At 42.2% G+C, this 24,449-nt stretch carries 19 protein-coding genes and 1 pseudogene; 11 read left to right on the forward strand and 9 right to left on the reverse strand.

What is annotated here, in order from left to right; all coding sequences use genetic code 11:
* The 10 genes from BJP37_RS17990 to BJP37_RS18030 form a co-directional block, all read left to right on the forward strand.
* Nucleotides 1–1,095, forward strand: a 1,095-nt coding sequence (locus tag BJP37_RS17990; RefSeq protein ID WP_075900769.1) for a DUF1593 domain-containing protein, incomplete at its 5' end; no start/stop codon positions are given.
* Between the two features lie 16 nt (nt 1,096–1,111).
* Entirely contained in the window at nt 1,112–2,587 is a 1,476-nt protein-coding gene (locus BJP37_RS17995; protein ID WP_075900771.1) for a DUF1593 domain-containing protein, read from the forward strand.
* Nucleotides 2,588–2,693: 106 nt separating this feature from the next.
* Nucleotides 2,694–3,728, forward strand: a complete 1,035-nt coding sequence (locus BJP37_RS18000) for a nucleoside hydrolase (protein ID WP_198954098.1) — start codon at nt 2,694–2,696, stop codon at nt 3,726–3,728.
* 50 nt (nt 3,729–3,778) lie between these two features.
* Nucleotides 3,779–4,882 (forward strand): nucleoside hydrolase, encoded by a 1,104-nt coding sequence (locus BJP37_RS18005; protein ID WP_075900775.1) that lies wholly within the window; start codon nt 3,779–3,781, stop codon nt 4,880–4,882.
* Between the two features lie 254 nt (nt 4,883–5,136).
* Nucleotides 5,137–5,715, forward strand: a complete 579-nt coding sequence (locus tag BJP37_RS18010) for an RNA polymerase sigma-70 factor (RefSeq protein WP_075900777.1) — start codon at nt 5,137–5,139, stop codon at nt 5,713–5,715.
* Nucleotides 5,716–5,778: 63 nt separating this feature from the next.
* Complete coding sequence (locus BJP37_RS18015; protein WP_075900779.1) at nt 5,779–6,957, forward strand: hypothetical protein; 1,179 nt, start codon at nt 5,779–5,781, stop codon at nt 6,955–6,957.
* Between the two features lie 454 nt (nt 6,958–7,411).
* Nucleotides 7,412–8,803 (forward strand): thioredoxin-disulfide reductase, encoded by a 1,392-nt coding sequence (trxB, locus tag BJP37_RS18020; RefSeq protein ID WP_075900781.1) that lies wholly within the window; start codon nt 7,412–7,414, stop codon nt 8,801–8,803.
* A gap of 122 nt (nt 8,804–8,925) precedes the next feature.
* Nucleotides 8,926–9,810 carry an ABC transporter permease gene (locus tag BJP37_RS18025; protein WP_075900783.1) on the forward strand — a complete coding sequence of 295 codons (885 nt, stop codon included), beginning with the start codon at nt 8,926–8,928 and terminating at the stop codon, nt 9,808–9,810.
* Between the two features lie 13 nt (nt 9,811–9,823).
* Complete coding sequence (locus BJP37_RS43655; protein WP_269087020.1) at nt 9,824–9,952, forward strand: hypothetical protein; 129 nt, start codon at nt 9,824–9,826, stop codon at nt 9,950–9,952.
* Between the two features lie 42 nt (nt 9,953–9,994).
* Nucleotides 9,995–10,882, forward strand: a complete 888-nt coding sequence (locus BJP37_RS18030; protein ID WP_075906224.1) for an ROK family protein — start codon at nt 9,995–9,997, stop codon at nt 10,880–10,882.
* 179 nt (nt 10,883–11,061) lie between these two features.
* Here BJP37_RS18030 and BJP37_RS18035 read toward each other — a convergent pair whose 3' ends face one another.
* The 3 genes from BJP37_RS18035 to BJP37_RS18045 form a co-directional block, all read right to left on the reverse strand.
* Nucleotides 11,062–13,473, reverse strand: coding sequence for a two-partner secretion domain-containing protein (locus BJP37_RS18035; RefSeq protein WP_143727669.1), 2,412 nt, complete (start codon nt 13,471–13,473; stop codon nt 11,062–11,064).
* A 518-nt stretch (nt 13,474–13,991) separates the two neighbouring features.
* Nucleotides 13,992–15,200, reverse strand: coding sequence for an autotransporter outer membrane beta-barrel domain-containing protein (locus BJP37_RS18040; RefSeq protein ID WP_075900787.1), 1,209 nt, complete (start codon nt 15,198–15,200; stop codon nt 13,992–13,994).
* Between the two features lie 51 nt (nt 15,201–15,251).
* On the reverse strand, nt 15,252–16,475 hold the full coding sequence (locus BJP37_RS18045; protein WP_075900789.1) for a filamentous hemagglutinin N-terminal domain-containing protein: 1,224 nt from the start codon (nt 16,473–16,475) through the stop codon (nt 15,252–15,254).
* 343 nt (nt 16,476–16,818) lie between these two features.
* On the opposite strand from BJP37_RS18045, the gene BJP37_RS43660 reads away from it, so the two are divergent.
* The gene (locus BJP37_RS43660) at nt 16,819–16,953 is read left to right on the forward strand and encodes a hypothetical protein (protein WP_269087021.1); all 135 of its coding nucleotides are present in this window, start codon (nt 16,819–16,821) and stop codon (nt 16,951–16,953) included.
* Here the strand turns inward: BJP37_RS43660 and BJP37_RS18050 are convergent.
* From BJP37_RS18050 to BJP37_RS18070, 6 genes and pseudogenes are all read right to left on the reverse strand, one after another.
* Complete coding sequence (locus BJP37_RS18050; RefSeq protein WP_075900791.1) at nt 16,934–18,448, reverse strand: hypothetical protein; 1,515 nt, start codon at nt 18,446–18,448, stop codon at nt 16,934–16,936. The genes BJP37_RS43660 and BJP37_RS18050 overlap by 20 nt on opposite strands.
* A complete protein-coding gene (locus BJP37_RS18055) occupies nt 18,448–18,798 on the reverse strand; it encodes a hypothetical protein (protein ID WP_075900793.1) in 351 nt (116 codons plus the stop codon). The genes BJP37_RS18050 and BJP37_RS18055 overlap by 1 nt, the downstream gene beginning before the upstream one ends.
* A gap of 11 nt (nt 18,799–18,809) precedes the next feature.
* Nucleotides 18,810–22,167 (reverse strand): annotated as a pseudogene (locus tag BJP37_RS45085) (CHAT domain-containing tetratricopeptide repeat protein).
* 676 nt (nt 22,168–22,843) lie between these two features.
* Nucleotides 22,844–22,966 carry a hypothetical protein gene (locus tag BJP37_RS43665; protein ID WP_269087022.1) on the reverse strand — a complete coding sequence of 41 codons (123 nt, stop codon included), beginning with the start codon at nt 22,964–22,966 and terminating at the stop codon, nt 22,844–22,846.
* Between the two features lie 86 nt (nt 22,967–23,052).
* Complete coding sequence (locus tag BJP37_RS18065) at nt 23,053–23,538, reverse strand: DUF4351 domain-containing protein (protein ID WP_229415354.1); 486 nt, start codon at nt 23,536–23,538, stop codon at nt 23,053–23,055.
* A gap of 138 nt (nt 23,539–23,676) precedes the next feature.
* Nucleotides 23,677–24,449, reverse strand: a 773-nt coding sequence (locus BJP37_RS18070) for a DUF4351 domain-containing protein (protein WP_075900795.1), incomplete at its 5' end; no start/stop codon positions are given.

Raw genomic sequence — 24,449 nt, forward strand, 5'->3', positions numbered from 1 at the left:
AAAGCATATAATGAGGTTTATCCCAACCTTCTGGTGCATAATGAAAATTATCCAACCGCTGAATTTTTAAAAAGTATCAGTTTTATTGGGGATGAGGACTCTTCACATCTGGATACTCCAAGGTCAAAGTATAAACCCGGGCAAAAGGAATATCGTGACCCTTCAAAATGGGAAGATACTCCGGGTTCTGAAAAAATCATAGAAGTTTTGCTGGAGAAAAACCCAAATCCAATATATATACAGGTGTGGGGAGGTGCAAATACGCTTTCCAGGGCACTTTATAAGTTAAAATCTGAATTTCCTAAAAAATATGAGGCTGCAGCTGCAAAGGTAACTACTTACAACATAGATTATCAGGATGGGGCCGGAACATATATCGAACAGCATCATCCCTTGGTGACTAAGATTGTTAACTGGGGATTTGCAGGCACCTGGAATTATAAAAGTCAGATGGAAACTGTGGATATGATCAACAAGGAAGTGAAGAATAATCATGGTCCACTGGGAGCTCTGTATCCTCAAAAATATATTAGTGAAGGAGATAGTCCTGCATTTTTATATTGTTTGCCCAATGGTTTAAGGAATTATGAAAATCCAGGTTTTGGCGGGTGGGGAGGAAGATTTAACGTTTCAGATTTTGATCCTAATGTGTTTATTGATGCCCATGATGGTGGCTCTATGCTCCAATCTCATGCACGATGGATAAAGGATGCAAATGCAGATTTTATGGGCCGTATGGATTGGTGCATTGCATCAGCATTTGAAATGGCAAACCATGCTCCAGAAATCAAACTCAACTCAGATATTAATCTAAATGTTCAAAGCGGTGAAGTATTTGAATTAAACGTGGAAGGAACAAGTGATCCTGATGATGATTTAATTGATCTGTCCTGGTGGGTTTATGAAGAAGCAGGGTCTTTCAACGGGAGATTTAATGTAAAGTATCAGGAAGGATATATTTTTAAAGCAACAGCCCCTGAAGTTGAACAACCTCAAACCATTCACATCATTCTCGAAGTGGCTGATTTTCCAAAAAAAGGCCCATCGATGAAAACATATCAACGATTTGTAATTACAGTTTCACCACAGCATTAAGTATAATTTTCAGAAAATGAAAAATCAATTATCCCTATTTTTAATCGTTATGAACAAATTAAAAATTCCATTTGTATTAGTTGGTTTACTCCTTTTTATCACCGAATGTGGTGATAATAAAAGTAGCAAACCTGGTGAGCTGGTGCCGTCTACAACAACAGATTACCCAGCAAAAGACTTCAGATATGTCATCTGTACGGATATGACTCACGATGATGACAATTCATTGATACGCTTATTACATTATGCAAATGAAATTGATATTGAGGCGATTACTGTCACCGATCAGGGACCCGAAACGAATAAAATTGAAAATTGGCCTGAAAAAATGTGGAACAGAGCTATGGCAATTTTTGAGGCTTACGGGCAAGTAGTTGATAATCTACGGCTACATGACCCCAACTTTCCATCTGTAGAATACTTTAGAAGTATTACTAAGCAGGGTAAAGGCACAGCACAAAGAATGACAGGATCAAGTGATAATGGACAGGAAAAATTCTGGGATTATGTAGGAGAGGATTGGGATAGTGAAGCCTCTGAATTATTAATAAAGGTTTTTGAGAAAGATGACGACCGCCCCATCTATATTGGATTTTGGGGAGGCTCCATTACTTTTGCACAGGCCATGTGGCGGTACCAGCAAAACCATTCCCCAAGTGAGGTACAGGCACTATTAGATAAAATGATTTTTCATTGCATTAGCTTCCAGGATGTAACATTCGATATGTTTGTCGATTTGGATTCTATTGGAAAGAATATAGGGACGAAAAAGTCCTTTTATGGAGATTACGATGGAAAGCGACACTACCCCAGGATGTTACTAGCAGATGGTAATAACTTCTGGAAATATATCGGGGCAGTAAATGAAGATAGCATTTATAAATATTCTGGTCCATTAGGTGATTTGTACGATAAAGGAGGAGAAGGAGATACTCCGGCATTTTTGAATTTAATTGCCATGAATCGGGGATTAAGCCATATTGAAAACCCTGAATTTGGAGGATGGGGAGATATGTTTAAAAAGTATGGACTGAAGAATGTTTGGGTGGCAGACCATAATAAACCAGAAGAATTGATGAAATGGTTGCCAGAGACCACAAATAGCTTTTATGCAAGATGTATGTGGGAAGAAAATGATTATGAATCATGTAATCATGATCCTATAGCAGCTTTTGATTCAGATTCTTCTCCAGCTTTTGTTTATTTGAGTGCCAAACCTGGAGATAAGGTATCACTTAGTGCCCAGGGGTCTTATGATCCAGATAATGATGAATTAAAATACAGTTGGTTTTATTATCCTGAGGCCAGTTCAGGAAAAGCGGAAGTAAATATAAATAACCACACGGAAAAAGAGGCTTCTTTCATTATGCCACAAATTTCTGTAGGATTGCAAATTCATTTACTTTTGGAAGTTCGCGATAATGGAAGTCCCCAATTAGTGGCCTATAAAAGAGTGATAATAGAGGCATTAAAAAGTGATGAGGAGGTTTAGTTTTTGGCACCAGGTTTATGGATTTTACGGCAATGAAATAAGAAAAAGAAAACACCTGGTTTTGTTGGGCTATTTAACCTGATCATAAGTATAAAACATTGCGCAAATGAAAAACATGAAATTATACATTTTTTTATTGATAGTCTTTTTCCTTGTTTTTTCATGCACTCAGCATGATTCTGAGCGGGAAAATACTGAGGATGAAAACCCAAAGGTGGAAACTTCTGGCGGATCTTCCAGAATTCCTGTATTATTCGATACCGATGCAAACAATGAGTTGGACGATCAGCATGCACTGGCTTATCTATTTTTTAATAAAGATGTGTTTGATATAGTAGGAATTACAGTAAATGCCACACCTAGTGGTGGTCATTTAAACGAACACTTTTTGGAAGCAGAAAGAGTAATGAAACTTTGTGATGTCTATAATAAATACCCTCTAAAAAAAGGAGCTAATGCTAATTTTGAGGAAATTTTTCCTGAGATCGAAAAAAATAGTTTTGATGGTAAAGAAGCTGTAGATTTTATTATTGAGGAAGCTAGAAAAACTCGTGAACAACCATTGGTTCTTTTACCTGTAGGTAAATTAACTAATATCGCATTAGCTTTGGCCATTGCTCCGGATATAAAATCAAAAGTGAGGATTGTTTGGCTTGGGGGAAATTACCCAGAGAAGGGTGAATATAATTTAAATTCAGATATTCCATCTATGAACTATGTTTTAGAACAGGATGTGCCATTTGAGATGGTAACCGTAAGATACCATAAGCCTTCGGGTACCGATGCAGTGAGAGTAACGCCAGACCAAATTCATCAAAAGATGAAAGGGCTTGGACCTAAGGTAGGCTCGGTAAAAGGACGACATGGAGGCTCATTTACTAGGTTTGGTGATTATTCAATTAGCCTATTTGAACATATTGACCTGTTTGGTGATCCGCCTTCAAGGGCTTTATTTGATATGGTTGCAGTTGCCATTCTCAAAAATTCTTCCTGGGGTGAAGCCTTAGAAATTCCTAAGCCAACGATGATTAATGGGGAATGGACCGAAAGTTCTGAATATTCCCAAAAGATTATTATTTGGGAAAACTTTAACAAGAAGGCCATTCTGAATGATTTTTTTCATACGATGAAAAACCAATAATGAAATTGAATTAATACTTAACCTTTAGAAGCCACAAATATTATTATCCTATGTCAGCGAAAAGTCATAAAACAGATTATAAAAACAGGAAAAGCTTATTTTTAGAAATCAATTTCCTTTTTATCCTGATAGTAATTACATCCTGCTCTGACTTCAAGGAAAATCCGCAGGGGGAAATTTCTGATGAAATCTCAAAAAAGGCAGTAAAAGTTATTTTTGATACAGATATGGGTTCTGATTGTGATGATGTTGGGGCGTTAGCGCTGCTTCATCAATATGCTAATCAAAATAAAACCGAGATTGTAGGGTGTATATACAGTTCAGGAAAAATACCCTACGGGGCAGGAGTGGTCGATGCAATTAATCATTATTATAACCGACCAAATATCCCAATTGGAGCCGCATTCGATACGCTTGTAGGTGACAAGGTGGATAAAATGAGTGCTGAAAAACTAGCCAAAGATACGGCTGCATTTGGTCATACCATAGTTCATAATTTTGATGCAATTGAACAAACTGTACTTAACCGACAATTACTTGCCGAGCAGGAAGATAATAGTATTGTCTATATCACAATAGGTCATACCAAAGGTTTGCATGACCTATTGATTTCTAAACCTGATTCTATTTCCCCACTTTCAGGTGAGGAATTGATTACCCGGAAAATAAGTCATTGGGTGGCTTTGGGAGCACTTGGTGCCAATAATACGGAAGGGGATCGCAAAAAGGACTGGAATTTCTTTTTTAACAACACGGCTCAATATACTGAATACTTAGTAAATAATTTCCCAAAACCGATCTATTTTGTAAACGGAGGGAGTAAAGTGATGACCGGCAAATCTCTGGAAACTACTCCTAAAGGAAATATTGTGAGGCAGGCATATACAGATTGGCTGGCATGGTATGATGGAAAAAAGCTGGAAGATCAAAGACCTAGTTGGGATTTAGTAACCGTGTATTTTGCTATTGAGGGAAAGGGAGAATATTTTGAACTTGAGGTGAAGGGCAGGCTTGATTTTGATGCAAACTCAGGCTGTGTATGGAAGTCCACAGAAGAGGATTTTAACCAGTTTTATGTATCGCAAAGGCCAGATACAGATATGAAATTTGCTGATTACTTAAATAAATTAATAGCTCTTCCCCCTAAAAATTAATGGATATGATGAGGGAATTCACAAATTTTTCTAAAATTCCATTATGAGATTAAATTGCAACTATTGTCTTTTACCAGTAATTCAAAAGTAAAAATGGACGAGTATGCCCCAAAATATTATTCAATTTTAATCCTCAACAATTAGGAGACTGTCATCTATTTTTGTTGAGGATTTTACCTTTCTGATAAGGTCTTCCTGTTACATTTTTCACCATATTTTATATATATTGTCATTTGATTAAGAGTAAGTAATATATGAAAGAGGGTATCCACCATGATGAGCAGGAACTTACTATCGCCTTAAAGGAAGGTGATACCCATTCATTTAGGATAATTCATCGGCTTTATCGGAAAAAAATGTTATACTACTCCTATAGTATTTTAAAATCCAGGGAGGATGCCGAAGAAATTGTCCAAGATGCTTTTTTAAAATTATGGGAAAATAAACAAAAACTCGATGAGGGAAAAACATTTAGTGGGTACTTATTTATTATTGTTCAAAACCTGACGATAAAAAAATTAAAGAAAAATGCTAAGGATCATTTTCTAAAGGATATTCCTGAAAATTTAATCTCTAAGTATCAGGCCGATAATGATATGAACTACAAAGATTTATTGGCAATATTTAAAGAAGCACTTGAAAAACTTCCTGAAAAAAAAAGGACAGTTTTTCAATTAAAACGGGAAGAGGGGTTGACAAACAAGGAGGTTGCAGATCAAATAAATGTATCTGTAAAAACTGTTGAAAAGCACATGACACAAGCCCTTAAGTTTATTGAAGAGTACCTGCGAAAACATAAAAAATTCATTTTAGTCATTACATTATTTTTTTAAAAAAAAATTAATGTTTATTATCTTAATTTGTTATTAATTTAACGATATTTTTTTTTATTAAATATGGTTTCAAAAAATAAAAAACATCACGACAACTCTGAGGATGATCATCCTCCCCAGCACCAGATTAAAAAAACCTATTTAGCTACTTTGGGACATCTGATTTTCTTAAGTACACTGACCATCAGTAAACCCGCTTGGTCTGGATGTTACCCCATAGACAGTATTTCCCATCAGCCAGCAGTCAGTTTAGTTTTTAGTGGTACAGAACACCAAGCTAATACTGATCAGGTAAAACAGCATTGTACTCCTAAGTTATCTCAGGTGAAAATCGGGAGTGGTGGAGAACTATTATCTTCCTTTGTTGTCAGTGAGCATTCATCGAGTTCTAGCTCAACTGAGGTAGTTGACAGGTCACAGATATCTCAAGGTAAACCTGCTTCTGGAGATAATAGTTCAAACTCAGATTCCAACGCTAATGATGGAGACCCGGAACTGGGGGTGCTCCGTTTGCGGCTCCAAGAAAAACCACCAACTCCACGTAAACCTACAGTATATTTACAGGGTAGAGTCAGTTATTTCAGAAGCGATAATATTTTCGCTGGAGTCGATCCCGTTGATGATGGTTTGTTGAGACCAGGAGTAACCCTATTAGCTGTACCATCCCTCGGACCTGACACTAAGCTGATAACGTCGGTAAGTGGTAATTTAGTGCGTTATGGAGATAGATCCCAACTTGATTATAATCAACTGAAAGTTAAGCTGGGAGTTCGTCAGCAGCTCTTGAAAAGAACCTATGGGGAGTTAGGATGGAGCAATCAACAGTTATTCAAGCAAGAGGCAGGCGATCGCTTCGCTCATTATAATTCTCTGTATTTTAGACTCAGCAGACGGGATTGGTTAGTAAAGAACTTAGCCTTAGATACGTCCTATAAGTTAACGCTACGTTTTGCTGATCCAGACACACGCTCTAAGATTAGTAATGTTTTCAGAGCATCTTTAGCCTATTACCCCTACCCACGATTTAAAGCAGCTCTTAATTACCAACTTGCTTTATCTGACTATACAACACGGTATGATAACTATCATCAGTTAATTGGTCGTGTCAGTTATAAAATTTCTAGCAATAGTCAAATTTATTTGTATGGTGGACAAAGTTTTGGTTCTTCGTCCAATTCCAGAATTAATTTTGATGGGACAGTATTCGGTACAGGGATGAGTTTTAATCTACCTCTGTTTTGAGGTAAGCATTCAGCCGTCAGCCGTCAGCCGTCAGCCGTCAGCCTTGTGGCACAGGCTTTGGCCTTGGCCAAAAGGCCACGCTACGCGAATGGCCACGCTGTGCGAACGACGCTGTGAGGTAACTCAGCATTATTCCAATGCTTACTTATTTTATTCCAAAGCTGATAGCTGATAGCTGATAGCTGAATGCTTACGTTTTGAGCAATTCAGTTTGTCAGCTAGTGGTGCGTCTCCCCATCTCTGCAAAGCGCCCCTATTCACAATTTAAATGTGTCAAAACATTAGGTAATTTGTATAGCGCTACGCGCAAGTCAGCAAGGTTCTTGCGTCAGAAGTCAACAGTAAGCTAGACTCACGTTTCGGAGTTTAGGAATATCCTAATCTTAATGCGTAGTGCTATATATGCTATAATGAATTATAATAAAAGCGTAGTCGTCATGAGTTCGTGTATCAGATGCCCAACTCCCCTGTAGAAAATCTTGTCATTATCGGTTCTGGTCCTGCAGGTTACACAGCAGCGATTTATGGGGCACGAGCTAACCTGAAACCCTTAATGTTTGAAGGCTTTCAAGCTGGTGGAATCCCTGGCGGACAGCTGATGACTACCACAGAAGTAGAAAACTTCCCTGGCTTCCCAGAGGGAATCACCGGACCTCAATTAATGGAACGGATGAAGGCTCAAGCAGAACGCTGGGGCACTGAATGCTATACCGAAGATGTGATCTTTGTAGACTTAAGTCAGCGTCCCTTTACTGTCCGCTCTGAGGAACGGGAAGTAAAAACCCATAGTATTGTGATTGCTACCGGGGCGACAGCTAAACGGTTGCATTTACCCAGCGAAGCTCAGTACTGGAGTAATGGGATCTCAGCTTGTGCCATCTGTGATGGTGCATCTCCCCTTTTCAGTGGTAAGGAAGTGGCGGTAGTCGGGGGGGGTGACTCAGCGGCAGAGGAAGCTGTATATTTGACCAAGTATGCTTCCCATGTGCATATGCTAGTACGTCGGCATGAGATGCGAGCTAGTAAAACCATGCAAGACCGGGTGTTGAATAATCCCAAAATTACTATTCACTGGAATACTCAGCCAGTTGATGTGTTTGGAGACAATGGTTCGATGACTGGCGTAAGAGTCCAGGATACTGAAACTGGTGAGGAAAAGGATATTTCAGTTCGCGGGATGTTTTACGCTATTGGTCACACTCCTAACACCTCCTTGTTTAGAGGACAACTGGAGTTAGATCAGGTGGGTTACATTGTTACCAAATCCGGTTCGGTGGAAACCAGTGTAGACGGAGTCTATGCTGTTGGTGATGTCCAAGACCATGAGTTCCGTCAAGCCATCACTGCGGCTGGCACAGGTTGTATGGGGGCTATGTTAGCAGAACGCTGGCTATCTGCCCATAACCTAATTCATGAGTATCATCAACAACCGGCATCAGAACAGCAAACGGCTGAAAAACCTGAAGAAACTGAAGAAAAAGTAGTAGCTGAGACGGCGGAAACCTTTGATATCAAGGAAACACGGCATCTGGGGGGCTATGCCTTGCGTAAACTGTTCCATGAAAGCGATCGCATAATCATGGTCAAGTATATCTCCCCCAGTTGTGGGCCTTGTAAGGTTCTCAAGCCCATGCTGGATAAAGTAGTAGATGAGTATAATGGCAAAATTCACTTTGTCGAGATCGATATTGACCAAGACAGAGAAATAGCTGAAAATGCTCAAGTGGTGGGAACACCTACGGTACAGTTATTTAAGGACAAAGAGTTCCTAGAGGAATTTAAAGGAATTAAGCAAAAGAGTCAGTATCGTCAAGCCATTGAACGCTATTTACCAACTACTGTTTAAAGGATTTTGACCTTGGGGTGGTGCGGGAGTAGGGAGCAGGGAGCAGGGAGCAGGGAGCAGGGGGAAGAAGATTCAATAGACTTCATCAGTATGATAAATGCTATCAGTATCAAGGATGAAGGATGACCTCAACCAAACAATCATTCCCCAGCTTTTTGTCTTTTACAAGAGGGCCTAGTCTATCCATCAAACTAATGGTAGCGGGACTAGTGATTACTGGTTGCTTTATCGTAGTAGCCATTTTCGCTCCCACCTTTCAAGCTTGGGGATGGCTACAAGACCCTACTCAGTCCCTCAGTAATCCCATTCATGAACCACCGAGCTGGAATCACTGGTTTGGTACCTCTCGCCAGGGTTATGATGTCTTCTCTCGCACCTGGTTTGGCTCTCAAGCTGCTCTAAAAGTAGTCGTTCTCGCTACCACCCTCAGCCTGATCATTGGTGTCCCTTTGGGGTTAATCAGTGGTTATCTCGGTGGCAGACTCGATCGGGTATTACTGTTTTTAATGGATACGATCTATACCTTGCCAGGACTACTGCTATCAGTGACTTTGGCATTTGTAGTCGGTAGAGGAGTATTCAATGCTGCGATCGCATTAAGTATTTCCTATGTCCCCCAATACTATCGGGTAGTCCGGAATCACACCACTAGCGTCAAAACTGAATTGTTCATCGAAGCCGCTCAAGCCCTGGGGGCTTCCCCTGGTAGGATATTATCGCGCTACCTATTTCTCAATGTGATTCAAAGTGTACCAGTTCTATTTACCCTCAACGCCGCTGATGCGATTTTAATCTTGGGAGGACTGGGATTTTTAGGATTAGGATTGCCAGAACAAACCCCAGAGTGGGGTCATGACTTACGTCAAGCCCTCGATGCCTTACCCACTGGGATTTGGTGGACAGCGCTCTTCCCTGGTTTAGCCATGACACTGATGGTGGTAGGATTGTCTTTAGTAGGAGAAGGATTAAGCGAGTTGATTAATCCCCGATTTCGTCAGAAACATTGAAATTCCCTTCTTGATGCAGTCGCTCATGGGGGAAACCACGGCAGTCGCTCATGGGGGAGACCCCCAAGACCGCGCTGCCTCCCCAAGACCGCGCTGCATCGCTAAAACTCTTTTGCCTTTTGCCTTTTGCCTTTTGCCTTAAAATGCCTAAGGACAAATGACTCAGGACAAAGACTCAGGACGAATGACTCAAGCCATAGGCGTTGATTTAGGTGGCACTGCGATTAAGTTGGGACGCTTCCGTGAAGATGGAACCGAATTGGAGTCTCTAACAGTAGATACACCCCAACCAGCAACACCAACAGCGGTGATCGAAGCAATAGTAGCAGCAATCTCTCGTCTCGATACCAGGGAAGAAGTAATGGGTATCGGGGTTGGATGTCCTGGCCCTGCTGATGTTGCTGGAAGAATTGCTAAGGTTGCCATTAACCTAACGGATTGGCACGATGTTCCCCTAGCCGATCACTTAGAAGCCAAAGTCGGTTATCCCACAGTTGTTGCTAATGATGCTAACTGTGCTGGTTTAGGAGAAGCTTGGTTAGGGGCTGGTCGTCGGTTTCGGAATTTGATTCTACTCACCCTAGGCACAGGGGTAGGAGGGGCAATCATTTTCGATGGTCAACTCTTCACAGGTCATCTCGGCTCTGCTGGGGAGTTGGGCTTAATTAATCTATATCCCGATGGTCCCGAGGGTAATAGTGGTAATCGGGGTTCTCTAGAGCAATACCTTTCCATTAGGGCAATCCGAAGCAACAGTGGCAAAGAACCAGCAGAACTTGGTAAATTAGCCCAGCAAGGAAACCAGGAAGCTTTAGAATTTTGGGCAGATTACGGACGCTTATTAGGGATTGGGCTAACTAGTCTTATTTATCCACTGACACCAGAAGCCATTATTATTGGTGGTGGTATAAGTGCTAGTGCCGAGTTTTTCTTGCCAACAACTCTAGCAGAAATAGAGCAACGAGTTTTGCCTTCCTCCCGTACTGGTTTAGAGTTACTTAAAGCAGAATTAGGGAATCGAGCTGGGATGGTGGGAGCAGCACGATTGGCTTGGCAAAAATATGTGAAATGAAGAATTAAGAATTAAGAATTTAGAATTAACTTAGTGCGTAGGGTGGGTTAGGGGCGGGCTTGCCCTCATGTTAAACCTTGAGTACCAGTGTTGGGACAGTCCGTCCGAAAATTGTAACGTCAATTCTTGTCCACTGTTCCCAGATCCGCTGTTCCCTGTTCCCGACTTCTGCAAGAAGTCTATTCTACACACTCACGACTCAAAACTAGCCGTCCATCTGCGAGTCGATATACCTTTTGAGGTTCTACAATCGGATCACCGATTTGCCAAGGGCGATCCGCTTGGGTGCTGGGGCTAGCGCTACCATCACTGGGTATGGTGCGCACTGTGCCAGTGGCAAAGGATGAAATCTTACCACTTCCTGGAGTGGTGGGTTTTCCACCGCTGCCAGTAATGATGAAGCTACCTGGTTGCTCCCGACTGCGGAAAATACAGCTACTGGAGAGCAAAGTAGTGGTGTCAATCTGATTGTCTGGTAAGAAGGTCAGGCTGTTTTCGATCAGGCTGGCGTCGATAGTGGTGCCAACCCGTCCTCCATCGAAAACCAGTAACAGTTGTGTATTAATATTCAAGGAACCTGCATTTCCGGTTGAGTCTCGATTAGCTTGGGCAAATATACCGCTGGGAAACTTACCATCGGGGGATTTACCAATGACTTGCACCGGTTCTTTGGCCTTGATGGTTAAATTTCCTGCATCTCCTTGTGCAAAGGTACTGACGCTAACTTGTGCTCCATCCTTAAGCAGTAACTGTTGTGTATTAATAATCAAGTTACCCCCATCTCCGGTTGAGTCTGGATTAGCTTGGGCAAATATACCGCTGTCAAAGTTACCATCGGCGGATTTATCAGTGACTTGCACCAATTCTTTGGCCTCGATGGTCAAATTTCCGGCATTTCCTTTTCCAAAGGTACTGACGCTAACCTGTGCTCCATCCTCCACCAGTAACCGTTGTGTCTTAATCCTTACCGAACCCGCATCTCCTTTTCCCAAGGTACGGGTGCCAACCACTGCTCCATCTGTGACAGTAACCGACTCAGCCTCAATCGTAATTTCACCGCCATTACCTGAACCTTCAGTATCACTTATGACGAAGAAGTCATCCCTCAACAAAATCTCCTGGTTTGCCACCAGCTTGATTTGACCCCCCTGCCCAGGACCGGAAGTATCAGCGAAAATCACGCCCTCATCTTTAGTATTAGTACCAATGAGGATGATATCTTTACCAGAGTCAATAATCACATCCCCGGCATTTTCTACTGTATTGCTGGTATTACTGGTATTAATTGTGGTTATCTCAATTGAACCAGTCACAGCGGAATTGGATTTGTATTGATTGCTGAGGAAAACTTGACCATTGGGCTGATTGATCCTTACCTCGCCAATCTTAATAGTTGCCGTGGTCGGAGCAGCCTCCGACAAATCCAGTTGATGAAGAGTGGGATTGCCAGTAATTCCGCTCGGGTTACCGATAGCTGTGGTGCCAGCCCTAATATCTAGGGTGGGGCGACTACTACCATCTATTGATATGGTGGTGGTGTCATCGGATAGGGTGACGGTTTCCTGAATATTATTTGCGGGATCAGAGCCTGTAATCTTGACATTATCAACCGTTACCGAACCACCGGCGAAAATGTGTAGGGAAGCACCGTCATAATTCTTAAAACTGACATCTCCTGCTGAGCGAATAATCGGGTCATGGGGACTTGACAAATTACCCAAACTCCCATCTATTTCCTCAATGCTAAAATTTCCTCCACTCCAATAGTGGGCATCCCCTTTAATTGAGTTACCGGAACGCAACACCATATCCCCTAGTGAAAACAACCCACTATCCGGATGAGTTAAAGCCAATATATCTATGGTTTGGTTACCCATTAGCAATAGTTTTCCCCCAGCTACTGCTACAAAAGGTAGCGCTATGCTATCCCGGATCTTTACAGTTTCCATGGCCGATAGGGTCAAATTCCCCCCAGCTGATAGCTGACCCTGTAAATCTAGATTCAATCCGGACAGGGTTAAATCCTTCCCCACTGCCAAGGTGCCAGTATTCATAATATTCCCTGGCACAGAAGCAACCTGATTAAAAAACAATGCTCCGGGATTAATGGTTAGTAAACGGCTAGTTTCGGGTTCAGTCGCACTAAAATACCCATCGTTTTCCCATGCGATCGCATTTGCGGTACTTCCGACAAAGGAACCCTCTACATCCAAGCTGGCGTTTGAGCCAAATATAATCCCATTGGGATTGAGCAAAAACAGGTTAGCTGCTCCATCTACTCCCAAGGTTCCTTGAATATCGCTGGGATTCATTCCGGTCACCCGCGACAGGATATTCTCAATGCCAGCTGGATTAGCTAAATAAACCCGCAACCCTTCTCCCACATTGAATTCTTGAAAACTGTGGAATAGGTTAACTCCCCGTTGAACTCCTCCTTCAATTAATTCTGCTGGCAATCCCTTTACAGAAGCGTCAGGAATCACAACTGTTCCATTAGCTCCCAAGGTATCATCTGGTACGATATTGCTCTGAGCATGAGCTTGATTACTAGTAGATGGAATAAAGTGCGACAGTGTTAATGAACTTGTCATTGCTACTGTAGTTACCAATCCCAATTGCGAGCACCGATTCCGCCTAGTTTGTTTGATCAAAGCACCCATCCTTTCACAACTAAGTGATAATTTTGTGGCTCTAATTATTATCTTTCAAACCGGTTACCAATATTCTTTGATGTTACTTTTTTTTTGTAAAATTTAATTGCCAAAATCGGCCAAATTAATTGCCATTATCTGCTCTAATGATTGCCGAAAAGTGCAATCTAGCCTTTTAATTTTAGGTGTGAAACATTGATGGATTGTAAAGAGGATATCTGAAAAGTTTTTTTATACTGAATTTTGCCCCCCTAGCCCCCCAACTTTGGGGGGAAAAAGAGTCCATTTGCTTCTAAAAGTCCCCCATTGGGGGATTTAGGGGGACTTTTAGAAGCAAATGAGACTTCTCAGACAACCTCTAAAGAGGAATAGGGAACTTCGGTTGAACCAGTAATATAGAAAAACCCAAGCTTTGAGGTAATTTGCCAACATTATGATCTCATTAGCTAGTGCAGGAATTATTCTACACACTCGCGACTCAAAACTAGCCGTCCATCTGCCAGTCGATATACCTTTTGAGGTTCTATAATCGGATCACCGATTTGCCAAGGGCGATCCGGTTGGGTGCTCAGGCTAGAGCTACCATCAGTGGGTATGGTGCGCACTGTGCCAGTGGCAAAGCGTGAAATCTTACCACTTCCTGGAGCCGTGGGTAAACCGCCGGAACCAGTAATGATGAAGCTACCTGGTTGCTCCCGACTGCGGAAAATGCAACTACTGGACAGCAAAGTAGTGGTGTCAATCTGATTGTCTGGTAAGAAGGTTAAGAAGGTATTGAAGCTAACCTGTCCTCCATCGAGAACCAGTTCTTTGGCCGAGATGGTCAAAGAACCCCCATCTCCTTCTCCAAAGCTACTGACGCTAACCTGTCCTCCATCGAGAAGCAGTAACAGTGGTGTAGTAATCTCCAAGTCACCCCCATCTCCTGTTGAGTCTGGATTAGTTTGGGCAAATATACCGCTGGCAAAGTTACCATCGGCGGATTTACCAATGAGTCGCACCGATTCTTTGGCATTAATGGTCAAAGAACCTGCATCTCCTTTTCCAAAGGTACTGGCACTAACCTGTGCTCCATCCTCAACCAGTAAACTTTGTGTATTAATCGTCAAGTCACCCCCCTTTCCGGTTGAGTCTGAATTAGCTCGGGTACTTATCAGGCTGACAAACCTATCCTCGCCGGAGACACCAATACCAATGACTTTTACCGATTCTGAGGAATTGATGGTCACATTACCTGCATTTCCTTTTCCAAGGGTATTCGCAGTAATCTGTGCTCCATCCTCCACCAGTAACTTTTGTGTCTTAATGCTTACCGAACCCGCATCTCCTTCTCCGGAGGTAAGGGTGCCAACCACTGCTCCATCTCTGACAGTAACTGACTCAGCCTCAATGGTAATTTCACCCCCATTACCTGAACCTTTAGTATCACTGGTAGTATCACTTGTGACGAGAAAGCGATCGCTCAACAAAATTTCCTGGTTTGCCACAAGCTTGATTTGACCACCCTGCCCAGAACCAGAAGTATTAGCGAAAATCAAGCCCTGATCATCAGTAAAGCTATTAGTACCAATGAGCATGATATCTTTACCGGAGTCAATAATCACATCCCCGGCATTTTCTACTTTATTACTGGTATTAATTGTGGTTACCTCAATTGAACCAGTCACAGCGGAATTGGGTTGGTATTGATTGGTGAGGAAAACTTGACCATTGGGCGGCTAAATAATTACCTGGCCAATCTTAATATTTGCCGTGGTCGGAGGCTCCGACAACACCAGTTGCTCAGCCATGGGATTGCCAGTAATTGGCATCGGGTTACCGATCGCTGTGGTGCCAGCCCTAATATCTAGGGTGGGGCGACTACTACCATCTATTGATATGGTGGTGGTGTCATCGGATAGGGTGACGGTTTCCTGAATATTATTTGCGGGATCAGAGCCTGTAATCTTGACATTATCAACCGTTACCGAACCACCGGCGAAAATGTGTAGGGAAGCACCGTCATAATTCTTAAAACTGACATCTCCTGCTGAGCGAATAATCGGGTCATGGGGACTTGACAAATTACCCAAACTCCCATCTATTTCCTCAATGCTAAAATTTCCTCCACTCCAATAGTGGGCATCCCCTTTAATTGAGTTACCGGAACGCAACACCATATCCCCTAGTGAAAACAACCCACTATCCGGATGAGTTAAAGCCAATATATCTATGGTTTGGTTACCCATTAGCAATAGTTTTCCCCCAGCTACTGCTACAAAAGGTAGCGCTATGCTATCCCGGATCTTTACAGTTTCCATGGCCGATAGGGTCAAATTCCCCCCAGCTGATAGCTGACCCTGTAAATCTAGATTCAATCCCGACAGGGTTAAATCCTTCCCCACTGCCAAGGTGCCAGTATTGATAATAGTCCCTGACACCAAGCCGACCTGATTAAAAAACAATGCTCCGGGATTAATGGTTAGTAAACGGCTACTTTCGGGTTCGGTGGCACTAAAATACCCATCGTCTCCCCATGCGATCGCATTCGCTGTACTTCCTACAAAGGAACCCTGCACATCCAAGCTGGCGTTTGACCCAAATATAATCCCATTGGGATTGAGCAAAAACAGGTTAGCTGCGCCATCTACTCCCAAAGTTCCTTCAATCTCACTTGGATTAATTCCGGTCACCCGCGACAGGATATTCTCAATTCCCGCTGGATTAGCTAAATAAACCCGCAATCCCTGACCGACATTGAATTCTTGAAAACTGTGGAATAGGTTAACTCCCCGTTGAACTCCTCCTTCAATTAATTCTGCTGGCAATCCCTTCACAGAAGCGTCAGGAATCACAATCGAACCATTAGCTCCCAAGGTATCATCTGGTACGATCAAGCTCTGAGCATGGGCTTGATTAGTAGTAGATGGGATAAAGTGTGACAGTGTTAATGAACTTGTCATTGCTACTGTAGTTACCAATCCCAATTGCCAACACCGATTCCGCCTAGTTTGTCTGATCAAAGCACCGATTCCTTAACAACTAAGTAAAATTTTATGGCTGTAATTATTATCTCTAAAACAGGGAGCAGGGAGCAGGGAGCAGCGATGCAGCGCGGTCTTGGGGGTTTCCCCCATGAGCGACTGCATCAAGACGGGAGCAGGTAAGAGGGAAAACAATCCTGTATACCTGATAGTTATAGCGCTACGCGCAAGGCAAGAGGCAAGAGGCAAAAGGCAAAAGTTTACTACAAAAGCTTTTCAGGTTGTAAGTAGCTGGACAAAAATATAGTAATTCTCTGTCTTGATGCATCGCTGTATTAACTTGTGTAAAGCGCTCAAAAATCCATCTGCTCCCTGCTCCCTGCTCCCTACTCCCTACTCCCTATTCCCTGTTCCCTGTTCCCTGTTCCCTTTAGTAGTCATTTTGATACCAATTTGATAAATCGATCCATAATGAACGCAGCGATTAAACCAACTACCACATGAACTAGCACAAACGCGACATTGTATGTCAACCAAGGTGTAACACCAGCGGTGGGGAAATCTAAGGATTCTTTCGAGTATAGTTGGGTGATAATAGACTCTAGCGGTTTAGCATCGGTTTGGGAGGAAATACCACTGACCCCTAAACCAGTACCCACCAGGGCAATCCAACGTTCTAATTGTTTTTCTCGTTCTTCAGCAGCTTTCTGTTCCTGATGCCGAATTGACTCTAATTCTTTTTCTCGGGCTTGATCAGCCTTCTCCTTATCTCTGAGGGCTTTTTCCAAAGCGCGATCGCATTCTGCCTGTTCAATGTCCACAATGCCTCGGATACTACCAAGCATCTGGTCCAATAGTTGCTGACCGGGTTTGAGATAATTCAGGTCGGTTTCAATCTGTTTTTCAAACCGTTTAGTTCTTTGGTTGAGGAAGTCTTCCAAAAACTTGATACTATCGTCTTCCAGACTATGTTCACAGATTTTGTTTAGCCAGTAGTCATAGTTGTAGGCATTGGTAGCGATCGCATTTTTGTGATCCTTCATGTCTCGCAGATAACCAGCATACTCAAAGGTCTTGGATGGCATCTCGGTCAGTTTCTGCTTCAGTTGCTCTAGCCGTGTGTCTCCCTCCGTTGGCAATGCCTTGAAGCCTTGAACCTCTTGTTCCAGTTGGCTATAGAGTCCTCTAGTTTGGCGATAACACCAACGGGCTTGATCATAAGCAAACAGGATTTTACTGCGACAGCACAACAGATTGAAAAAAGACAAGGAAGTCTTTTCAATCAGCTTTAAGGTTTCTGGGTGACGGTTTAACCAGACCAGAACGTGACATTGCTCCGTTGGTTTCTCTTTACCGTTGTCATAGGCAAAAATTGGGCTACCAAATAACTGCCCAGATGCCATAAACTGGGGTTTTTCGTCGGTTCCCTGGAAAAAACCATCCACACAGGCATCGGCTAACGTTCTATCTTCATCGGGAGTGCCCACGGGTTCCCCATAGAGCACTAAGGTTTGTGCCAAGGAAGCTTGAATCTTGCTGGCTAGGAGGCACCCTTGGGGATTGAAGTGACTAAATTCACTGGCTGCAACGGTATTCTGGCAAGACAGGGTTAGGTCAACGGCATAGGTATCATGAATTTTAACCGGATAGACCTGGACTATTAGAGCAGAGCCTGCTAGTTGCACTGGTGCAGTGTAGGTTAAGGGAGCATTCCCTGGGAGTAACTCTACGTAATGGCTTGCGATCGCTGTTTGGCTTAGAGGGGATGGTATTTTTTCCGGTAAAGATTTCAGGTCTGGGATACCTAGGGGTTCGCTGAGGTTAGCACAGTGTTGCCACAACTGATCCGCATCCGGTCGCAACTGTCCCAGTTCTTGGCTTAAGTCTTGGCAGAGATGGAAGGCATAAAGGGTGACGCTGGGGTTTTTGAGTCGCAAGGTGGTGTCAGTCATCAGCCTTTGGGAGTGTTGGGTTTTTTGGTTTCTGGGGGAGAACTCTTGCGGATAGCGTTGAGTAGTTCTTCTTTCGAGTTCTTTTCATACTCAGCTTTGGCTTCAGGAGTGGGGAAAGCGCTTCCAGCTCCTCGGAATGGGGGTTTATCCTTGATTAAAGACTTTAAACTATTATCAATGTCTGAGTGAGAAGCACACCACCGAGCAATGCCATCGACTAGCTGTTTGGTATCACTTGGTAATGACGTAATTAATCCTTCGAGTTTTGTTCGTTCTGAGTCTTTAAACAACTCAGGTTCGGTTTCCAGTAGTTGTTTTAAAGCAGATAAAAATTGATTTTCTAATGCCATAGTCTTAACTCCTATTTACCAATCGCACAGAATGCCGCCCAATGAAATGGGGACTCAAAGGGTTTATCGCTGTTATTAAAATTGTGAAAATTAGCCTTAGTTACGTATTTATCAACAAAATTCAAAGGCAAATTATCAATGTACTCCTCTAATTCTTCTTTAGTACTATCCCGCAGCCAAAATTGCGCTTTATTAAGGGCAACTGCTAAAGGTATCTGCTCTCGTAGATTCTGATAAAATTTAATCATCAACAAAGCTGTCGATAAATCGTTTACCTTCCACAGGCTACTAACCACTGCTGGACTACCGGCAACTAGGAAACCACTGGGTAAACCAATGTATTCATCGCTGATGTTATTAAAGTCGATTAATCCCGTTTCACAAGCAGAAAGGGTGACCAGGCGACATTGTTCTAATTGCAGGGCAAAGACTGCATCTAAGGTGAGGCATTTGTCTAAGTCAATCACTTTACCGTTATCCAAAACTAGATGTTGTTCTGGATCAAGTTCAGCTGGTGCAGGGCTAAGGTGGGCATTTGCCAGGATCAGAGCCGATTTACGTGGTTTGTCGTAGTTAAAGTAACCGTGACAGCTAAAATGGAGACAGTGGTAAGTGTTGAGAGGTTTGCTATCTATGGCGGCTTTGGTGGCATCGTTTTCCACAAGAACCTCTGGATCTGGTGGTGGATTGAAGTAGCTTTTGATTACGTCTACCTCGATAGGAGTGTAATCTAAATCACCACTGGGGTTTTGAACCGCAAACAGGTCGGTAAACTCTTTTGGGCGTTGTCTAGTTTGAGTAAGTTGGAGTAGTTGACAGCTAGGGGCGTAACTTACCCCTGCTGGAAACCGATCCATTATAATTTTAGCTTTACCTTCTCCCTGGTTACTGGTAATCGGTAACCCATGAAGGGGCAACAAATGTAAAAACTGATGGGCAATTAAAATTAAGCGATCACATCTTTCCTGGATTTTCTGAATGATGTCATCAATGGATAGAATATCAGCCAACTCATGTAGGCGGTTGCTTAGGTAGTTTTGCCAATCATATTTTTCGGTTTTGTAAGCTTTGTAAGCTTTTAAGTATTCATTTTTCCAATTTTCCAATTTGTCTAAGTCTTTCGGCTCAGATTGCCAAACTATTGGCTGTTGAGTTTGACCGGTAAAGATGAAGGTGAGCAGCTTATCCCCTGTAATGTAAAACTCTACAATAGCAGTGTTGTCATCTAAATTGTTTTGAAATTGCTCAAAGTTAAAGCTAGAACCGATATGTAAATATTGGTCTTGTAAATCATTCCGCTGCTGTCGCAATTCTTGAAGACGTTGTGCCAGGGCGTTCGGATTGTAAGCTTTTCCCTGTTGGATTTGGTTTTGACCTGCCGCTATTTCATCCCTGTATTGTTGTAGTTGAGTAGCAACATCTACAGGAAAGATGGTTTTCAGATCACGACTGAGAATCTTTTCAACTAAATTGCCGGTTTTGCTCCGTTCAACATATTCAATGGCTTCGGTGATCTTATCTAATTCTAGGCAAGTTTTTACCATCGCTCGATAGCTTTGGTTGTACTTTTCAGCTAGTTTGGTCTTGTATTCTTCTACTCCAGAACCAGAAATAATTTCATCTCGCAGCAATTCTACGGTTTTAATGGCAGCATCAAAAGCATTGTAAGCTTCCCAGAAATTTTGAGCATCTTGGTAAGCGAAACCAAGGTTATTTTTAGTATCTAGATAGTCTTGGGGAAATGCCTCATGGGTGCGTACTTCTGCCAATTGGTAACAAGCGATGGCTTCTTCTATATTCTGTGCTTTCTGACCTATGATTCGGTCACGGTAAGCAAGACCGAGATTATTTTGTGTCCTTGCCCACTCAAAAGGAAATTCCTCAAAGCTATAAACTCTAAGAGCCTGTTGGTAATAAGCGATGGCTTGTTCTATATTCTCTGCTTTCTGACCTATGATTCGGTCACGGTAAGCAAGACCGAGATTATTTTGTGTCTGCTTTCTGACCTATGATTCGGTCACGGTAAGCAAGACCGAGATTATTTTGTGTCTTTGGCCACTCAATAGGAAATTCCTCAAAGGTTGTAACTATAAGAGCCTGTTGGTAACAAGCGATGGCTTGTTCTATATTCTCTGCTTTCTGACCTATGATTCGGTCACGGTAAGCAAGACCGAGATTATTTTGTGTCATTGCCCACTCAATAGGAAATTCCTCAAAGGTTGTAACTATAAGAGCCTGTTGGTAACAAGCGATCGCTTGTTCTATATTCTCTGCTTTCTCCTCTTTTATTCTGTAATAGTAAGCAAGACCGAGATTATTTTGTCTCTTTGCCCACTCCAAAGGAAATTCCTCAAAGGTATAAACTCTAATAGCCTGTTGGTAACAAGCGATGGCTTGTTCTATATTCTGTGCTTTCTCCCCTTTTATTCTGTAATAGTAAGCAAGACCGAGATTATTTTGTGTCTTTGGCCAATCAATAGGAAATTCCTCAAAGGTATAAACTCTAATAGCCTGTTGGTAACAAGCGATGGCTTCTTCTAGGTTTTCTGCCTTCTGACCTTTTATTCTGTAATAGTAAGCAAGACCGAGATTGTATTGAGTCTTTGCCCACTCAAAAGGAAATTTCTCAAAGGTATAAACTCTAAGAGCTTCTTGGTAACAAGTGATCGCTTGTTCTATATTCTCTGCTTTCTCATCTTGGATTCGGTTACGGTAAGCAATACCGAGATTGTATTGAGTTTTTGCCCAATCAATAGGAAATTCCTCAAAGGTTCTGACTCTAAGAGCTTCTTGGTAACAAGCGATCGCTTCTTCTATATTCTCTGCTTTCTGACCTATGATTCGGTCACTGTAAGCATTCCCGAGATTATTATGTGTCCTTGCCCAATCAATAGGAAATTCCTCAAAGGTTTTAACTCTAAGAGCCTGTTGGTAAAAAGCGATGGCTTCTTCAATATTCTGTGCTTTCTCCCCTTTGATTCGGTTAAGGTAAGCTTCACCGAGATTATATTGTATAATTGCCAAAATTTCGGGAAATGCTTCACGGGTGAAAACAATTAGTGCCACTTCATAGCCAGTGATAGCAATTTCCATAGTGCTGGCTTTGTCTCCCAAGGGGAATTCGTTAATTAGAGAACTGAAGAGAGCAATACGTACTGCTATATTTTTCGCTTGATATGCTTCCACTTCCGCCAGCTTACTTGTTGCCCAATCCCGCAATTTTTCTGCTAAAGTCTGATTAAGTTTGTCGATATTTGCTTCCAGTAATGGATAAACTACCTCTTGATCACCATTACTGTCTGCGGTTGCTTTTAGTACATTTAAGAGAAAGTCAAGTTGGGCATCAGATGTGTTGTCAGCCATTGCCATCCACTGCTCTACAATCGTTATTCAAAAAATAGACTTATTGAAAGCACCCTGGATTGACCAATCTTCGGCCATTGCCAACACTGTCTGCTGCTATCCCTTAGGAAAAGGCAAGAGGCAGAACCTTGTAAATTATAGCATTCCTAATAAGTCAGAAGTCTGAAGTCTGAAGTCTGAAGTCTGAAGTTAGAAGTGGGTAGTGCTGTATTAATATCTAACATACGAGTACCCATTAACCGCAAACGAGTACTAGTTTATCGCAAACGAGTACTCGTTTCTCACATACCAGTACTCGTTTCTCGTTAACTAGTACTGGTGTATAACAAACGGGTACTGGTGTATAACAAACGGGTACCCGTTTCTCACATACCAGTACTCGTTTCTCGTTAACTAGTACTGGTGTATAACAAACAAGTACTAGTTTTTCGTTAAACTGTACTTGTTTATCATTTAACAGTACTAATTTATCAGTAACTAGTACTTGTTGCTAATCGAATAGTACTTTTGTATTAAAAACCGGTACTGTTTTGTTCTTAACGAGTACCATTTCCTCACATGGTAAGAGGGAATAGGGAATAGGGAGCAGGGAGCAGGGAGCAGGCAATAGGCATGCTAGCAATAGGCATGCTAGCAATAGGCAAGGTAAGCTATCAGCTAATAGCTATCAGCTATAGCGTTTCTAGGACTCATGAGGTACACATAACTGTTTGACTATTGGCTTTTGCTTCTTCTCTCTTACCTGCTCCCTGCTCCCGTCTTGATGCAGTCGCTCATGGGGGAAACCCCCAAGACCGCGCTGCATCGCTGCTTCCTGCTCCCTAAAAACCAGATATTTGTACCTCACCAGTCGTAGAATTGCTATAGCTGAATGCGACACCTAACCGGATGTTACTTATCCGTTAACTGGTTCAACCAATTGGTCAAATCCACTTCGGTTTCAAAATCTAACAACGCTTCTCCTAAATCCTCCAACTGCTCAAAGGATAATTTCTCAATTTGATTTTGTAATTGGGGATTGATTTCACCTAGACGACGGTTAATTTGACGGATAATTAAATTAAGCTCATTGCGCTTTCCTTGTTCTAATCCCTGTTCTAATCCCCGTTCTAATCCCTGTTCTAACCCTTGTTCTAATCCTTGTTCTAATCCTTGGCGAATAATTCGTTGATAAACTACTGACTCTTGCATCATATCCTCCCGAAAATAAGCTTGAATTAACTGTTCATCAAATTTCACCCCAGCCAACAGTTGCACGCAAGCAGATAGGTTACGCTGCTGTTGTCTGTCTTCAATCATATATACCAAAGGGAACAGGGAACAGGGAACAGGGAACAGGGAGCAGGGAACAGGGAGTAGGGAATAGGGAATAGGCATGCTAGCAATAAGCGTGTTCAAAAAAAGCAGATATAAACGCTACTTTTTTTTATAAAACTTATCTGTAAAAAAACAATATTTTTAAAGTTCATAGGTGTCCCATTCAGCTGACGGCTGAATGGGACACCTAACCGGATGTTACGTATCCATTAACTGGTTCAACCAATTGGTCAAATCCACTTCGGTTTCAAAATCTAACAACGCTTCTCCTAAATCCTCCAACTGGTCAAAGGATAATTTCTCAATTTGATTTTGTAATTGGGGATTGATTTCACCTAGGCGACGGTTAATTTGACGGATAATTAAATTAAGCTCATTGCGCTTTCCTTGTTCTAATCCTTGTTCTAATCCTTGTTCTAATCCTTGACGAATAATTCGTTGATAAACTACTGACTCTTGCATCATATCCTCCCGAAAATAAGCTTGAATTAACTGTTCATCAAATTTCACTCCAGCCAACAGTTGCACGCAAGCAGATAGGTTACGCTGCTGTTGTCTATCTTCAATCATATCGATTCTGGCTGCTACTTGGGATAGCAGGTTTTCTGGCACTTCCGCTTGTGCTAATACTGCCAAGGGTAGTAACCCTGGGGTGGTAAGTAACGGTTGTGGATCACATTCCCAAATCCGAATCACTCGGTAGCGGAAGGATAGGTTCCTCTCGGTAAATTGATTGACAAATACTCCGGCTAATCGGGTTGGTTTCAGGAATATTATTACCTGTTCAATATCACAACGATACTGGCGATATAACCTGACCCAATAATCCAGCATCCGCAGGGGTAAGGGAGGTTCAGATTGGGGTAAGGTTTGAAATTCCAGATGCAAAATAGCATCAGCAACTCGCACAAAAAATAAGGCATCTGCTCGAATTGGCTCTGTGCTCAATTCGGTGTTGAGAATTTCGATAT

Source organism: Moorena bouillonii PNG, assembly GCF_001942495.1.
In the GTDB taxonomy this organism is placed as follows: domain Bacteria; phylum Cyanobacteriota; class Cyanobacteriia; order Cyanobacteriales; family Coleofasciculaceae; genus Moorena; species Moorena bouillonii.

Coding starts and splice junctions, on each gene's coding strand:
- BJP37_RS17995 (WP_075900771.1), top strand. CDS start 1,112: ATGAAAAATCAATTATCCCTATTTTTAATCGTTATGAACAAATTAAAA.
- BJP37_RS18000 (WP_198954098.1), top strand. CDS start 2,694: ATGAAAAACATGAAATTATACATTTTTTTATTGATAGTCTTTTTCCTT.
- BJP37_RS18005 (WP_075900775.1), top strand. CDS start 3,779: ATGTCAGCGAAAAGTCATAAAACAGATTATAAAAACAGGAAAAGCTTA.
- BJP37_RS18010 (WP_075900777.1), top strand. CDS start 5,137: ATGAAAGAGGGTATCCACCATGATGAGCAGGAACTTACTATCGCCTTA.
- BJP37_RS18015 (WP_075900779.1), top strand. CDS start 5,779: ATGGTTTCAAAAAATAAAAAACATCACGACAACTCTGAGGATGATCAT.
- trxB (WP_075900781.1), top strand. CDS start 7,412: ATGCCCAACTCCCCTGTAGAAAATCTTGTCATTATCGGTTCTGGTCCT.
- BJP37_RS18025 (WP_075900783.1), top strand. CDS start 8,926: ATGACCTCAACCAAACAATCATTCCCCAGCTTTTTGTCTTTTACAAGA.
- BJP37_RS43655 (WP_269087020.1), top strand. CDS start 9,824: ATGCAGTCGCTCATGGGGGAAACCACGGCAGTCGCTCATGGGGGAGAC.
- BJP37_RS18030 (WP_075906224.1), top strand. CDS start 9,995: ATGACTCAAGCCATAGGCGTTGATTTAGGTGGCACTGCGATTAAGTTG.
- BJP37_RS18035 (WP_143727669.1), bottom strand. CDS start 13,473: ATGACAAGTTCATTAACACTGTCGCACTTTATTCCATCTACTAGTAAT.
- BJP37_RS18045 (WP_075900789.1), bottom strand. CDS start 16,475: ATGACAAGTTCATTAACACTGTCACACTTTATCCCATCTACTACTAAT.
- BJP37_RS43660 (WP_269087021.1), top strand. CDS start 16,819: ATGCATCGCTGTATTAACTTGTGTAAAGCGCTCAAAAATCCATCTGCT.
- BJP37_RS18050 (WP_075900791.1), bottom strand. CDS start 18,448: ATGACTGACACCACCTTGCGACTCAAAAACCCCAGCGTCACCCTTTAT.
- BJP37_RS18055 (WP_075900793.1), bottom strand. CDS start 18,798: ATGGCATTAGAAAATCAATTTTTATCTGCTTTAAAACAACTACTGGAA.
- BJP37_RS43665 (WP_269087022.1), bottom strand. CDS start 22,966: ATGCAGCGCGGTCTTGGGGGTTTCCCCCATGAGCGACTGCATCAAGAC.
- BJP37_RS18065 (WP_229415354.1), bottom strand. CDS start 23,538: ATGCCTATTCCCTATTCCCTACTCCCTGTTCCCTGCTCCCTGTTCCCT.